We start from the raw sequence: 14,701 nt of genomic DNA on the forward strand, positions 1-14,701 counted from the left end.
GGGAGAAGGGCACAACCGTCGGACGGCTACTCCACGTTATCGGTTCCTCACGATCGGGCGATCATGCCTCGGATGGCCCACAGGGCGCCGAGGACGAGGGCGCCCGCGATGGCGACGGTCGTCAAAGCGGACGACTCGAGGGCGCCGAGGATGCCGATGGTGATGCCGTACGCCAGGGAGAGGGTGACGAGGATCTGCGCGGAGGTCTTGGGGCTCATAACCGGGAGGGTGCCGTCCGGCAAAGCACGCCGCGTCAACCGATCGCCCGATGCGCGAACCGGAACCGCCCTGGAGGATGCGCGCATGGATGAGTGGCGCAGCGTCAGGGGCTGGCATGTGGTGTTCGCCTTGCTGGCTGTCACCACGGCGGCCTCGCTGATCCCGGACTGGACCTCGATGGCGATTCTGGCGGCGCTTTGTGCCTGGTATGTCGCGACTGGTGTGAGGGCGATGCGCAACGAACGCGGCCTGCTCTACATCCTCGGCGCGGCCCCGCTCACCGTCGTCCTGTATGGGTTGAACCCGATCGGCTCGATCATGCTGTTCGCGCTGTACCCGCAGATGTGGGCGCTGTTGCCCACCAGGCAAGCGATTGCGGGCACGGCGGTGGTCATCGCCGTGATCACGACGCTGGGGACGGGCGGCACGGGGTTCGGGCTGGTGTTCGGCGGCGTGACGCTCGTGGTGTCGCTCGCGCTGGGGTTGTGGATCACCAGGATCATCGAGCAGAGCCGCAACCGCGCGGCGCTTGTCATCAAGGAACGCCAGCGCCTCGCCCGCGAGATCCACGACACCCTCGCCCAGGGGTTCGCCGCGATGCTCCTGCAGCTCGAGGCCATCGAGGCCGAGATCGGCGCGAACGAGCACATCACCAAGGCCCGCCGGGTCGCCAAGGACAACCTCGCCGAGGCCCGCGCCCTGGTCGACGCCCTCGCCCCGCCCGATCTCCGCGCCTGCTCCCTCCCGGACGCGCTGAAACGCCTGGCCATTGCGGAAAACGCGTGTTTCGCGCTGACCGGCCGCCCGAAGGCCTTGCCCGCCACGCAAGAGGTGATGCTGCTCCGCGCGGTCCAGGAAGCCCTCGCGAACGTCGGCAAACACGCCCGGGCCAACAGAACCGAGGTGAAGCTGCACTACGGCGACACCGTCCACCTGCAGGTCACCGACGACGGTGTCGGCTTCGACCCGGTGCGGGCAAAAGGCTTCGGCCTCACGGCAATGCGTTCGCGAGCACAGGAAACCGGTGCCCTGCTGACGATCGACTCGACGCCCGGCAGCGGAACCAAGCTGAGCCTGGAGATCCCGGCATGACCAGAGTCCTGCTCGTCGACGACCACACCGTGGTCCGCGACGGCCTGAGAACCGTGTTGCGGACCGATCCCACCATCGAGGTCGTCGGCGAATGCGCGACCGGCGTCGAGGCGGTGAACACCGCCGCCCGCCTGCGCCCGGATGTGATCCTGATGGACCTCCGCCTGCCGGTGATGGACGGCGTCACGGCGACGCGCAAGATCGTCGCCCAAGGCACCGGCAAGGTCCTCGTTCTCACGACGTATGACACGGACGGTGACATCCTGCGGGCCGTCGAAGCGGGTGCGACCGGGTACCTGCTGAAGGACGTGTCGCGGCAGGACCTCATCCGCGCCGTGCACACCGCGGCCAAAGGCGAGACCGTCCTCGCACCCGCCGTCGCCGCCCGGCTCACCCACCGGAAACCGCCGTTGACCTCGCGGGAGACCGAGATCCTCAAGTGCCTGGCCGCGGGCTGGTCGAACCCGAGGATCGCGCGCGAACTGTTCATCACGGAAGCAACGGTCAAAACGCACCTGCTGCGGATCTTCGACAAACTGGAGGTCCGCAACCGGACCACCGCGGTCACCGCCGCGATCGCGCGGGGAATCCTGCCGTCGCCTGGGGAGTGATGCGGTATGGCGAATACACTCGGGTGCGATGACTTATCTAGACCACGCGGCGACCACGCCGATGCTGCCGGAGGCAGTCGCGGCGATGACGGAGGCGATGTCCATCCCGGGCAACGCCTCGTCGCTGCACTCGTCGGGCCGCCGGGCCCGCCGGGTCGCCGAGGAGGCGCGTGAGTCCATCGCCGAGGCCGTCGGCGCCCGCCCGTCCGAGGTCATTTTCACTGGTGGGGGCACGGAAAGCGACAACCTCGCGGTCAAGGGCATCTACTGGGCGCGGCGCACCGAGACGCGCCGCCGGCTGATCGTCTCGTCGGTCGAGCACCACGCCGTGCTGGACGCCGCGGAGTGGCTGGAGCGGCACGACGGCGCCGAGATCACCTGGCTGCCGGTCGACCGCGAAGGCCGCGTCGACCCCGCGGCGCTGGAAGCCGAGCTGGGCGACGATGTGGCGTTGGTCACCACGATGTGGGCGAACAACGAGGTCGGCACCATCAACCCGGTCCGCGAGCTGGCGGCGCTGTGCGCGGAGCGCGGGATCCCGTTCCACACCGACGCGGTGCAGGCGGCCGGGTCCGTGCCAGTCCACTTTGGTGAGTCCGGGGCGAACGCGCTGACCATGAGCGGGCACAAGATCGGCGGCCCGATCGGCGTCGGCCTGCTGCTGCTCGGGCGGGACGTGCCGTGCGCGCCATTGCTCCACGGCGGTGGCCAGGAACGCGATGTCCGTTCGGGAACCGTTGACGTCCCTGCGATTCACGCGTTCGCGACAGCCGTCCGTGCTGTCTCGCGAGACCTTGACGAGCGCAGGGCCCGGATCGGCAAACTGCGCGACTCCCTGGTCGCCAAGGTGCGGGCGGCCGTGCCGGACGCGATCCTGAACGGCTCGCCCGGGCTGGCCGGGCACGCGCACTTCACGTTCCCCGGCTGCGCGGGGGACAGCCTGCTGATGTTGCTGGACGCCAAGGGAATCGAGTGTTCGACCGGCTCGGCGTGCACCGCCGGGGTGGCCCAGCCGAGCCACGTGCTGCTGGCGATGGGCATGGACTCCGCGGCCGCGCGCGGCTCGTTGCGGTTCTCCCTCGGGCATACGTCCACCCAGGATGATGTTGACGCTTTGGCGGCCGCCATCGGGCCGGCCGTGGAACGTGCGCGCAACGCCGGCCTGTCCGGTATGCGCCGGTCCGCCGCAGCGGCTGCGAAGGAGGTGTGAGCATGCGCGTGCTCGCCGCGATGAGTGGTGGTGTCGACTCGGCCGTGGCCGCGGCCAGGGCGGTCGCCGCCGGACATGACGTGACCGGGGTGCACCTAGCGCTGTCGGCAAAGCCCGGCACGCTGCGCACCGGCGCCCGGGGCTGCTGCACGATCGAGGACTCGCACGACGCCCGGCGCGCCGCCGACGTGCTCGGCATCCCGTTCTACATCTGGGACTTCGCCGAGCGGTTCACCGAGGACGTGATCGAGGACTTCGTCGAGGAGTACGCGGCAGGCCGCACCCCCAACCCCTGCCTGCGCTGCAACGAGCGGATCAAGTTCGAGGCGTTGCTGGACAAGGCGATCGCGCTCGGCTTCGACGCGGTCTGCACCGGGCACTACGCGCGGCTGTCCGTTGTGGACGGCAAACCGGAGCTGAGGCGCAGCGCGGACATCGACAAGGACCAGTCCTATGTGCTCGCCTCGCTGCGCGACGACCAGCTGCGGCACGCCATGTTCCCGCTCGGCGACTCGACCAAGCCGGAAGTTCGCGCGGAGGCGGCGGAGCGCGGTCTGTCGGTGGCGGAAAAGCCGGACAGCCACGACATCTGCTTCATCCCGGATGGCGACACCCAGGCGTTCCTGACCAGGAAGCTCGGCGAGCGGCCGGGCATGCTCGTCGACGACGAAACCGGTGCGGTGCTTGGCATGCACACCGGCGTGCACGGGTTCACCGTGGGACAGCGCAAGGGCCTGGGCATCGACGCGCCCGCTGCGGACGGCCGTCCGCGGTATGTGCTGTCGCTGGAGCCGGTGTCCGGCAACGTCCGCGTCGGGACGGCGGAACGCCTCGCGGTGCGGGAGATCGTCGGTGAGCGGCCGGTGTGGCCTTCGGGGGCGCCGCTGGACGGGCTGACCGAGTGCGTTGTGCAGGTTCGCGCGCACGGTGGCACGGCGTCCGCTGTCGCGTCCGTTGAGGACGGTGGCTCGCTCGTGATCCGGCTGGCCGAGCCGTTGCGCGGGGTCGCGCCCGGTCAGGCTGCCGTGCTGTACCAGGGAGATCTGGTGCTGGGCAGCGCCACCATCACGTCCACAAGGGACTGAAAGCCCTCGCGAGCGGCACACGTCGGGGTCAGCGGCGCTCGCGAGGGCGGTCTGTGTGACTACTTGCTGGGGTTGACGACCAGCTTGCCGGTGGTCTTGCGGGCACGCAGGGCCTCGTGGGCCTCACGGATCTCCGACAGCGCGTAGTCGCCGCCGCTGACGACCTTCAGCCGTCCGGCCGCCACCTCGGCGGCGAGCTCGGCGTAGGCCTGCTTGAGCAGCGTGGGGTTGGCGAAGGCGTGCGCCAGCCAGAACCCGCTGACCGTGCTGGAGTGCGACATCAGGGCGTTGAGCTGGATGTCCTTGGGCAGTTCGCGGCTGGCCATGCCGTAGTACGCCAGCCGGCCGAACGGCGCCAGCGCGGCCAGGCTCTGGTCGGTGACGCGGCCGCCGGTCATCTCCAGCACCGCGTCGACGCGCTTGCCGCCGTTGGCCTCGATGATGGCCGCGGTCAGGTCCTCGGTCGCCGGGTCGATCGCCACATCAGCGCCGAGCGAGAGCGCCAGGTCGCGCTTGTCCTGGGTGCTGGCGGTCGCGATGACCCGCCCGGCGCCCATCGACTTGGCCAGCTGCACGGCGAGGCTGCCGACGCCACCGGCGGCGGCGTGCACGACGACCGACTCGCCCGGCGCGAAGTGCACGCTCTTGTTGAGCAGGAACCACGCGGTGAGACCCTGCACGAGCAGCGCCACCGCGGACACGTCGTCCACGCCGTCCGGCACGTCGAACGCGAGCGCCTCGTGGACCAGCGCCTTCTCGGCATACCCGCCGTGCCCGATCATCGCCGCGATCCGTCGGCCGTCGGGGGTGGTCCCGACCACTTCACCGCCGGGGATCAGCGGGAGCTTGGCCGACGACAGGTACGAGTCCTCGACCTGGTGCGTGTCGGCGTAGTTCACGCCCGCGCGGGACACCTCGACCAGCACCTGACCCTCACCCGGAACCGGATCCGGCACCTCGGTCACGTTGAGCACCTCGGGCCCGCCGAACTCGGTGATCTGCACTGCACGCACTGGGGATACGCCTCCTTGAGTCTCTTGAGACAGAATATCACTTTGTCTCATACGGGCGACAGTTCGCCGATGTGCATCCCGTCACCCCTCGTGAGAACGACCGAACCCCCTCACGAGCGGTGAGCAGGGTAAACACCCGATCGGCCGTGGCCGGGCGCGCAGATGGGTGGTGTGATGCCTGGATGCGTCGGTACGGCTTGGTTCTGGTGACGTTACTCAGCGCGATGGTGCTTTCGCCGGTGGCGGAGGCGCAAACCGGCCCTGGGGTGCTCTCGCACTTCGGGCTGGCCCGCAAGGACTGCCTTGGCACGGCGCGAAATACCACCAGCAAGGTCTGGTACACGGTCGCGGGCGGTGTGCTCTCGGACGTCTACGCGCCGACCATCGACAACACCAACGTGGAGACCCTGCAGTTCATCGTCACGGACGGTAGGACTTTCACGGACCTGCAGACCCGCGACACCACCTACACGGTGGAAGCGGACCGCACCGGGATGGCCTGCACCGTCCGCACCAAGGGTCACGGCTATCGCCTGACCACCGACTACATCACCGACCCCGCCCGTGACAGCGTTCTCATCCGCACCAGGCTCGACGGTCCCCGCGACCTCAAGCTGTACGTCCGCTATGACGCCTCCATCAACGGCAACGGCGGCGGCGGACCGCAGAACGGCGGCGCGGACAACGCGACGATCGACCAGGGCGCCCTGATCAGCAGCGATCCGAACACGGTCACCAACGCCCCCAACCGGGACTACGGCGTGCCGTTGGCCGGTGCCCTCAAAGGCCCGTTCCGGGAAGCCAACAGCGGATACGTCGGCACGGACTCCGACGGGTTGACGCAACTCGACAAGGACCGCAAGCTCATCCCGAACCGCACGGCCACCAACGGAAACGTCGTCCAGACAGCCAGGATCGACGGCCACGAAGCCACTCTGGCGCTCAGCTTCGGCAAGACGGCCAACGACGCCGTCCGCACGGCCAATGCCAGCCTCGCGACACCGTTCCAGCGCAGCTACGACCGGTATGTCGACCAGTGGCGCGACTACGACCGCACCCTCAAGCCCACCAACGACTGGCTCTCGCCGAACGTGCTGAAAGCCAGCGAGGACAAGACGTTCCCCGGCGCGGTCGTGGCGTCCTTGGCCAGCCCGTGGGGACAGGCTGTGAGCGCGGGCGACCTGCCGGACGGCAAGCCGGTCTACTTCGGTTCGTACCGCGAGATCTTCGCCCGTGACCTGTACGAGAGCTTCAGCGGCCTGCTCGCGGGCGGCGACCGGGACACCGCGAGGGCCACGGTCCGCTGGTTGTTCAGCCGCCAGCAACAACCCGACGGCCGGTTCCCGCGCAACTCGATGGTCAACGGCAAGAAGGCCCCGGACTCCGGCGGCGACCAGCTCGACGAGTCCGCGTACCCGATCCTGATGGCGCTGCAGGCCGGTATGGACCGTGAACACACGTTGTACACAACCGGTATACGCAAGGCCGCGGACTTCGTGGTCGCGCACGGGCCGTCGTTCGGCTCGGAGCGGTGGGAGGAGCAGGGCGGCTACTCGCCCTCCACGATCGCCGCCGAGATCGCCGGTCTCACCGCGGCCGGCGTGATCGCCAGTCGTAACGGCGATCCGCAACGCGCCCGCGTCTACCAGGCCACCGCGGACCACTTCCAGCGCAGCATCAAGGGCTGGACGGTGACCAGCGACGGCTACTTCATCCGGCTGTCCAAGACCGGCGACCCGAACGCCGCCATCGAGTACAACCTCGGCAACGGCTCGGTCACCGCCGACCAGCGGTCCGTTGTGGACGCCGGCTTCCTCGAGCTGACCCGGCTGGGCATCCTGCCCGCGAACGACCCGGACATCCAGCGTTCGCTGCGACGAGTCGACCAAGTGATCAAACGCGACACTCCGAACGGCCCCGGCTGGTACCGCTACGGAACCGCGACCCCGGGCAGTGAGGACGGCTACGGCGACTGCTACGAGCCCGACCCAACCAACTGCGCGCCGTCCGGAAAGCCTTGGCCCATTGGCAATGTGGGCAGCGGCCACCTCTGGCCGGTGCTCGCGGGTGAACGCGGCGAACAGGTCCTGCAGACCGGCGACCGCCGCCAGGCCGCCGAACTCCTCAAGGCCATGCACGCCCAGGCGTCCGGCGTGGGCCTGGTTCCCGAGCAGATCTGGGAGAACCCGGAACTGCCGGCGAACCCGGCGACCGGCTCGATCGGCTTCAAGCCCGGTGAGTCCGTCGGTTCGGCGTCGCCGTTGACCTGGGCGCAGGCCCAGACCGTCCGCCTCACGCAGGGGATCATCGCCGGGCGCCCGGTGGAGCAGCCCGCCGAGGTGCGATCTCGATATGTCGACAACGGCCCGCCCGGCACCATTCCGGTCACCCTCAACGCCCCCGCGTCAGTGGAAACGCCGACGGTGAAGGTGACCGGCACCGCGCCTGCGGGCGTCCAGGTCGAGATCCAAGCCACCGCAACGGATGCGGGCGGCGTGACCACAGTCGTCAGCACGACGTCGAATGGCACGTTCAGCGCCGAGCTGCCAACCCAGTTGGGCACCAACGTGATCACCGCGGCGGCCACGAAAGGCCGGGCGACCGGCTACGCCCAGCGCACGGTCGCGTCGGATTTCGTGTCCGGAACGGTGATTCTGGACCTGACCGACCCGGATGGCGACGACAACGGCCCGGGAACGTACGGCTACCCGACCGCGGGCGACTTCCACGCGGGTGCGTTCGACATCCAGCGGTTCCAGGTGATCGACAGCGGCGACCGCTATGTCCTGCGCACCCAGCTGCGCAACCTCTCGCCGACGTTCGGATCCTCGCTGGGCGCCCAGCTGCTGAACATCTACGCCCGCGATCCCGCTGTGGCCAAGACGTCCACGCAGGCGCCGTTCCCGTCCCGGAACTACTCGACCGATCCGTGGAACCGGATGATCGAGGTCCAGGGCTTCGCCGAACCGATCTTCGTCGACGCGGACGGCGCCAGCCTCGGCACGGCGACGGTCCAGGCGAGCGAGGCGTCGCGGTTCATCACCGTGAGCGTGCCGAAGACCGCTCTGGGCAACCCGACGAAGTTCGCGGTCGTGCTGACCGGCCAGGAAGGCGACAGCCCGGACCGGGCACGGCGGTTCACCCCGATGCCCGGCCAGTACACGTTCGGCGTCTGCGGGGCGGGCGTGTCGAGCCCGATCTGCGCGGTGGCACCGGATGCGGTGGCCAAGGCGTTCGATGTGCTTACCCCGGCCGGGGTCGACCAGAAGGCCGAACTCGACCCGACCCGCGGGCCCGTGGTGGTGCGTTCGGTCCCGTAAGCACTGGTCCAGACCTTGACAGCGGCAGCGGCGGCGACTCACCCTGGGAGGGTCGCCGCCCCGAGTCCTGCCCTGCCAGAAGGGACCTCATTGTGCGCAGACCCCCTTGGCTTCCCCGGATCACGGTGGCGGCCACGTTGGTGTTCGGTATGACGTCGGCCGCGACCCAGGCACAGGCCGCCGCCGCACCGATCGACAGCGTGATCCCGGCCCCGGTCTCGGTCACGGCCGTGCCCAACGCGAACTACACGGTGACCAGCAGCACCCAGATCAGGGCCGCTGCCGGTGCCACCGGTGTCGCCGACCTGCTGGCCGGTGTGCTCCGCCGGTCCACCGGCTTCGCCCTGCCGGTGTCGCAGAGCACCGGTGACGGTATTTCCCTGCAACTGTCCGGAGCCGATCCACAGGTCGGGACCGAGGGCTACCAGCTCGACGTCTCGACGACGGGAGTGCTGATCAAGGCGGCCACTGTGGCCGGCTTGTTCAACGGCACCCAGACATTGCGGCACCTGCTCCCGGCGAAGATCGAGTCGTCGACCGTCCAAAGTGGCCCTTGGACGGTGCCCGGCGCCCGCATCCTCGACTACCCGCGGTTCGCCTACCGCGGCGCGATGCTCGACGTGGCCCGGCACTTCTTCACGCCGGACATCGTGAAGCGGTACATCGACGAGATCGCTTTGTACAAGGTGAACTACCTGCACCTGCACCTGGCGGACGACCAGGGCTGGCGGATCGTCATCGACAGCTGGCCACGGCTTGCGACTGTCGGTGGCAGCACCCAGGTCGGCGGCGGAGCGGGTGGTTTCTATACCAAAGCCCAGTACAGTGACATCGTTTCGTACGCGGCTGCCCGCAACATCACGGTGATCCCGGAGATCGACATGCCGGGGCACACCAACGCCGCGCTCGCCTCCTACGCGGAGCTGAACTGCAACGGTGTCGCGCCGCCGTTGTACACCGGCACGGATGTCGGCTTCAGCTCGTTCTGTGTGTCGAAAGCCGTGACGTACCAGTTCATCGACGACGTGGTGCGGGAACTGGCCGCGATCACACCCGGTCCGTACATCCACATCGGCGGCGACGAGGCTCAGTCCACATCGGACGCCGACTACAAGACGTTCATGAACAAGGTGCTGCCGATCGTCACCAAGTACGGCAAGCAGGCCATCGGCTGGCACGAAGTGGCCAAGGTGAACCCGCCGACGTCGGTCACCCCGCAGTTCTGGGGAACCGGCCGGTCGGACTCCGCGGTGGCCTCGGCCGCCGGGCGGGGCAACAAGATCCTGATGTCCCCGGCCAACAAGGCCTACCTCGACATGAAGTACACCAGCAGCACGCCCATCGGCCAGGACTGGGCGGGCAAGATCGAGGTGAAGACCGGCTACGACTGGAACCCGGGTGCTTACGTCACCAACGTCGGCGAGGCGGCGGTGCGCGGTGTCGAAGGGCCACTGTGGACTGAGACGGTGAAGACCAGGCAGGACATCGAGTTCCTGGCCTTCCCGCGGCTGCCCGGGCTGGCCGAGCTGGGCTGGTCGCCGTGGTCCAAGCACAACTGGGACGCCTACAAGCAGCGGCTGGCCGCGCAAGGCCCGCGCTGGCAGGCCATGGGGGTGAACTTCTACCGCTCCACCCAGGTGTCTTGGCCGTGACCGGTTCTTGAGGCAGGCCCCCAGTCCGGCGGGTACGCGAACCCGGTGAGCGGGTGTAGCGTATTCGCCGGGCCTTGGGGCCGACGTATGTCTTGGGGGAGATGGTGGCTGAGCTGGCATACCTCGCGGCGACGGACGCGATCCACATGTTCCGCAGTGGGGAGCTCGCGCCGGTGGAGCTGATGCAGGCGGTCGTGCAACGGGCCCAGTCGACCGAGCCGGTCATCAACGCGTTCACGGATCTGTACTTCGAGGACGCGCTGAACCAGGCCCGGCTGGCCGGCGAGCGGTACGCGCGCGGCGAGGCGAGGCCGTTGGAGGGCCTGCCGGTGGCCATCAAGGAGGAGCAGCCGATCGCCGGTCTCCCGCTGCGCGAGGGATCGACGTTGCTGCGGGACAACATCGCCACCGAGACGCACCCGATCGTCGAGCGGATCATGGCCGCGGGCGGGATCGTGCACGCCCGCACGACGACCCCGGAGTTCTGCTGTGCCGGGTTCACGCACAGCGATCTGTGGGGCATCACGCGGACTCCGTGGAACATCGAGTACTCCGCGGGCGGGTCTTCGGGTGGTTCGGGCGCCGCTCTCGCGGCCGGGAGTACGACCCTGGCGACCGGCTCGGACATCGGCGGGTCGATCCGGATTCCGGCCTCGTTCAACGGGGTTGTCGGGTTCAAGCCACCGTACGGCCGTGTTCCCGCGATGCCGCCGAACAACCTGGATCCCTACTGTCACGACGGCCCGCTGGCCCGGACCGTGCCGGACTGCGCGTTGCTGCAGAACGTCATCGCGGGCACGCATCCCCTCGACCCGGTGTCGCTGCCAGCGCCGCCGCCGTTGGCGATCAAGAGCGCGAAGAGCCTGAAAGTCGCGCTGTGCATGAACCTTGGCGACTACCCGGTCGACCCGGATGTCGCCACCGCCACCCTCGCCGCCGCGGAGACGTTGCGGGAGGCCGGGATCAAGGTCGACGAGATCGAACTTCCCTGGACCCGCGCGGAGATCATGGCCGCCGCGTGGGCGCACTACGGCGCCATCTTCGCGCCGATGATCGAGGCCGCCGCGGGTGATCGCCCGGTTCTTCGATATACCAAGGACTTCCTCGACCGCGCCGGCGGCGACTACTTCGACGCCCTGCTTGTCGAGGCTCGCATCCAGGCCGACCTGGCCTCGGTGTTCGAGCGGGCCGACGCCTTGATCTGCCCCACCTCAGGGATCCCGGCTTTCCTCGCGGGGGAGGACTATCTGGAGACCCCGTTGGTGGTCGACGGAGTCCGGCTGTCGCACAACCTCGAAGCGCCGCTGTGCATCCCGTTCAACATGGCCAGCCGGTGCCCGGTGCTGAGCGTGCCCTCCGGGCTCACCTCCACCGGGATCCCGGCCGGTCTGCAGATCGTCGGCCGCCCGTACGACGACTCGGCCGTGTTCGCCCTGGGAAACGTTGTGACCACAGCGAATCCCTGGTACACGAGCTGGCTGCCGGCTCACGCGTAGACGATGATCGTGCCCACGATCAGCAGCCCGTAGCCCACGGCCGCGGCCCGCACCAGGTTGAGCTGGGTGCGTTCCGGCCACTTGGTCCTGCTGAGCAGCCACGCCAGCCCGGGCATGATCAAGATGGCGTGCATCGGCACCGCGTGCGCGGGTTTCAGCGCGCCCGCGGTCAGGTATGCCAGGTCCGGGTGCCCGGTGCGGACCTGGATCACCCCCGTCGCGATCATCACCGCGCCCACCCCCAGCGCGACCAGCAGAGCGCTGAACCCGAACCGTAATGCGAGCTGCATACTCGGTGTGTACAACGTGTGGAACGCGGCGAGGGTGAACCCGATGAACACCGCGATCAGCACGAACCCGCCGCCCGCCAACGTCATCGACACGGTCGAGTCGAACGGCGTCTCGAAGTTGAAGTGCGACGGCACCCGCCGCCAGGCCTGCATCGTGATCAACGAGACCTCGAGCACGCTCGCCGCCATCAGCACGCCCAACAGCACGGGCCGCCACTTCATCCGCATGAACGACGACGCCCAGACCGCCGCGGCCACAGTCAGCCCGAACGACAGCCCGAACGTCATCGGTTTGCGGAACGACACCGGCCCCAGCCACGTACCCCCGGAGAACACCAGCACCCCCAGGTGCACCAACCCGCTCACGAACAGCACGCCTGCGACGGCGTAGCCAACCCGATCGATAGTGCGCATGCGGATGATGCTCGCCCAGCAGCGGTCCCGGAACGTCCGCTTGGGAGCGCGTCCTGGCGTACGTCGAGGCGCGTACGCGCTTGCCGGCTGCCGCTTACACCGGTGACCAGTCGGTGTTGGCGCCGCAGACGATGAGACACGGCAGGTCGCCGGGTACTTTTCCGGCCAGCCAGGCGGCGAACGGCGCGGCCGCGGCCGGTTCGACCGCGAGCCGGAAGTCCTCCCACAGCCGGTCCCGCGCGGCCAGGATCTCCTCGTCGGACACCAATACCGACTTCAGGTCGGCGTTGTTCAGCACCTCGAACGGCAAAGTGCCCGCCCGGGTCGCGCCCAGCGCGGAAGCGGCGACGGAGTCCACTTTGGAGTCGACCGGCGTGCCCGCGGCCAGAGCGTCGTGCAGGCACCGGCAGTTCTCCGGTTCCACGGCGATCACCGGCCGCCCACCACCGCCCAGCACGGTCCCAGCGGCCAGCCCGCCACCGCCGACCGCCACCACAAGAGCGTCGACATCGGGCGCGTCGGCCACGATCTCGGCGGCCACAGTTCCTTGTCCGGCCATGACGTTCGGGTGCTCGTACGCGGGCACGTACAGCCCCGGCTGCTCCTGGGCCAGCTTCGCGGCCTCCGCGTAGGTGTCCCCGGCCCGCACGAGTTCGGCGCCCGCGTTGACGATCCGGCGCGCCTTGCCCTCCGGAATGGACTCGGGCGCGTAAACCGTCGCCGGCAGGCCGAGTACCGCCGAAGCGGCCGCTACGGCCATACCGTGGTTCCCGCCGGAAGCGGTGACCACCCGCTCCGGGTTCCCGGCCGCCAGCAACATGTTCAGCGCGCCACGGAACTTGAAGCTCCCGGTCCGCTGCAGGTGCTCCAGTTTGAGGACGAGCGGTCGCCCATCGACCTCGGTCCGCAGTATCGGGGTCCGCCGGATGTACGGGGCGATTCGCGCGGCGGCCTGTTCGACGTCTCCCACGTTGTCACCTTACGCGCGCAGCACCCGTTCACCTTCCGGACAACTGCCGGTGCGAGGATGGGTGTGGTGTGGGGGGCGCGGGCGCGACACGTCCCCCACACCACGTCTGCAGGGCCCCGAGATCGTCATCACGGTTCGAAGCCGGTCGTGCGCGCGTTGTCGCGACGAGTGAAACGAAGGTATGTGGCCTAGACCATCCAGTCAATGGGTCTAGACCTCCATGCTGCATAGCGGTTCGGTGACGGTCGGTTGCGACCCGCCGGACGGCCTCGGTCAGACTGTAGGGGTGTCGAATACGCCCTGGTCACCAGGAACAGCCACCGGCATCGGGTCCATGCCTGGCCGCGACCCGGTCGAAACGGCGTCGGTCGTGGTCGGTGAGCTGCCCGACCTGCCCCACCTGCCCGAACTGCCGGGCCGCGGGCTCGGCGCGGACATCATCGGCCGGACCGCCGCGCTGCTGGTGGACCTGCCGGTGGAGGTCGTCCCGTCCGGATATCGGACGGCCAGCCGCCCGGGGCACGAGCACCGGACCGCGGTGGACCTGCTGCGCCGCGACCTCGACGCGCTGGAGGAGGCCGTCGAGCGGTCGGGCGCCAAGCCGCCGGTGGTGAAGGTCCAGCTCGCCGGGCCGTGGACGTTGACCGCGGGCATCGAGCTGGCTCGCGGGCACCGGGTGCTGACCGATTCCGGGGCGTTGCGGGAGTTCACCGAGTCCCTGGGCGAGGGCGTGGCGCTGCACGCCGCCGAGGTCTCGCGGCGGGTCGGGGCCCCGGTGGTCGTCCAGTTCGACGAGCCGTCGCTGCCCGCCGTGCTCGCGGGGTCTCTCAGGACCGCCTCCGGCTACGGGAACGTGCCCGCGGTCCTGGAGCCGGACGCCCGCGACGTCCTGGCGCAGGTCATCTCGGCCGCCAGCGCGGCGACCTCCCAGCCGGTGATCGTGCACTGCTGCGCGCCTCAGCCTCCCGTGGGTCTGTTCCGTTCGGCCGGGGCCGATGCTTTGGCCTTGGACGCGACTCTGCTGTCCTCGATCCCGGCTTCGTTGTCGGACGCTTTGGGCGAGGCCTGGGACTCCGGGACGACCATGTTGCTCGGCCTCGTACCGAGCACCGACCCGTCCAGCCCGCCTTCGCTGGCCTCGATCGCCGCGCCCGCCTTGCGGCTCGTCGACCGGCTCGGCTTCCCGCGCAGCATCCTCGCCACGCAGGCCATCCCCACCCCGACCTGCGGCCTCGCCGGTGCCACCACCGACTGGGCCAAGCGCGCGCTCGAGTTGGTCCGCGATGTGGGGAAGGCGTTCGTGGAGCCGCCGGAAAGCTGGTGACCGGC

The 14,701-nt window shown here is 69.3% G+C and carries 12 protein-coding genes; 8 read left to right on the forward strand and 4 right to left on the reverse strand.

Features of this window, described 5'->3' with window-relative positions:
- Positions 1-47 precede the first annotated feature (47 nt).
- On the reverse strand, positions 48-218 hold the full coding sequence (locus AB0J95_RS39110) for a hypothetical protein (protein WP_364769809.1): 171 nt from the start codon (positions 216-218) through the stop codon (positions 48-50).
- Positions 219-303: 85 nt separating this feature from the next.
- Between AB0J95_RS39110 and AB0J95_RS39115 the strand changes: the two genes are divergently transcribed.
- Genes AB0J95_RS39115 through mnmA form a run of 4 tightly spaced genes read left to right on the forward strand, consistent with a single transcriptional unit; the run spans position 304 to position 4,217 of the window.
- On the forward strand, positions 304-1,311 hold the full coding sequence (locus AB0J95_RS39115; protein WP_364769811.1) for a sensor histidine kinase: 1,008 nt from the start codon (positions 304-306) through the stop codon (positions 1,309-1,311).
- Positions 1,308-1,922: a response regulator transcription factor gene (locus tag AB0J95_RS39120; protein ID WP_364769813.1), complete on the forward strand. Its 615-nt coding sequence runs from the start codon at positions 1,308-1,310 to the stop codon at positions 1,920-1,922. The genes AB0J95_RS39115 and AB0J95_RS39120 overlap by 4 nt, the downstream gene beginning before the upstream one ends.
- 28 nt (positions 1,923-1,950) lie before the next feature.
- Positions 1,951-3,132 (forward strand): cysteine desulfurase family protein, encoded by a 1,182-nt coding sequence (locus AB0J95_RS39125; protein ID WP_364769815.1) that lies wholly within the window; start codon positions 1,951-1,953, stop codon positions 3,130-3,132.
- Positions 3,133-3,134: 2 nt separating this feature from the next.
- The gene (gene mnmA, locus AB0J95_RS39130) at positions 3,135-4,217 is read left to right on the forward strand and encodes a tRNA 2-thiouridine(34) synthase MnmA (protein WP_364769816.1); all 1,083 of its coding nucleotides are present in this window, start codon (positions 3,135-3,137) and stop codon (positions 4,215-4,217) included.
- Between the two features lie 59 nt (positions 4,218-4,276).
- On the opposite strand, the gene AB0J95_RS39135 is transcribed toward mnmA, so the two are convergent.
- Complete coding sequence (locus AB0J95_RS39135) at positions 4,277-5,230, reverse strand: NADPH:quinone oxidoreductase family protein (protein WP_364769817.1); 954 nt, start codon at positions 5,228-5,230, stop codon at positions 4,277-4,279.
- Positions 5,231-5,412: 182 nt separating this feature from the next.
- Between AB0J95_RS39135 and AB0J95_RS39140 the strand changes: the two genes are divergently transcribed.
- The 3 genes from AB0J95_RS39140 (at position 5,413) to AB0J95_RS39150 (ending at position 11,698) form a co-directional block, all read left to right on the forward strand.
- Positions 5,413-8,550 (forward strand): glucodextranase DOMON-like domain-containing protein, encoded by a 3,138-nt coding sequence (locus AB0J95_RS39140; RefSeq protein WP_364769819.1) that lies wholly within the window; start codon positions 5,413-5,415, stop codon positions 8,548-8,550.
- 149 nt (positions 8,551-8,699) lie between these two features.
- Entirely contained in the window at positions 8,700-10,202 is a 1,503-nt protein-coding gene (locus AB0J95_RS39145) for a beta-N-acetylhexosaminidase (protein ID WP_364770190.1), read from the forward strand.
- 101 nt (positions 10,203-10,303) lie between these two features.
- Positions 10,304-11,698, forward strand: coding sequence for an amidase (locus AB0J95_RS39150; protein WP_364769821.1), 1,395 nt, complete (start codon positions 10,304-10,306; stop codon positions 11,696-11,698).
- Here AB0J95_RS39150 and AB0J95_RS39155 read toward each other — a convergent pair.
- Together AB0J95_RS39155 and AB0J95_RS39160 are read right to left on the reverse strand one after the other, a co-directional pair.
- Positions 11,689-12,402, reverse strand: coding sequence for a hypothetical protein (locus AB0J95_RS39155; protein WP_364769823.1), 714 nt, complete (start codon positions 12,400-12,402; stop codon positions 11,689-11,691). The two genes, AB0J95_RS39150 and AB0J95_RS39155, sit on opposite strands and share 10 nt — an antisense overlap.
- A 94-nt stretch (positions 12,403-12,496) precedes the next feature.
- Complete coding sequence (locus tag AB0J95_RS39160; protein ID WP_364769825.1) at positions 12,497-13,372, reverse strand: serine/threonine dehydratase; 876 nt, start codon at positions 13,370-13,372, stop codon at positions 12,497-12,499.
- 286 nt (positions 13,373-13,658) lie between these two features.
- On the opposite strand from AB0J95_RS39160, the gene AB0J95_RS39165 reads away from it, so the two are divergent.
- Positions 13,659-14,696, forward strand: coding sequence for a methionine synthase (locus AB0J95_RS39165; RefSeq protein WP_364769827.1), 1,038 nt, complete (start codon positions 13,659-13,661; stop codon positions 14,694-14,696).
- Positions 14,697-14,701 lie beyond the last annotated feature (5 nt).

Source organism: Actinocrispum sp. NPDC049592 (genome assembly GCF_040675465.1).
Taxonomy (GTDB): domain Bacteria; phylum Actinomycetota; class Actinomycetes; order Mycobacteriales; family Pseudonocardiaceae; genus Kibdelosporangium.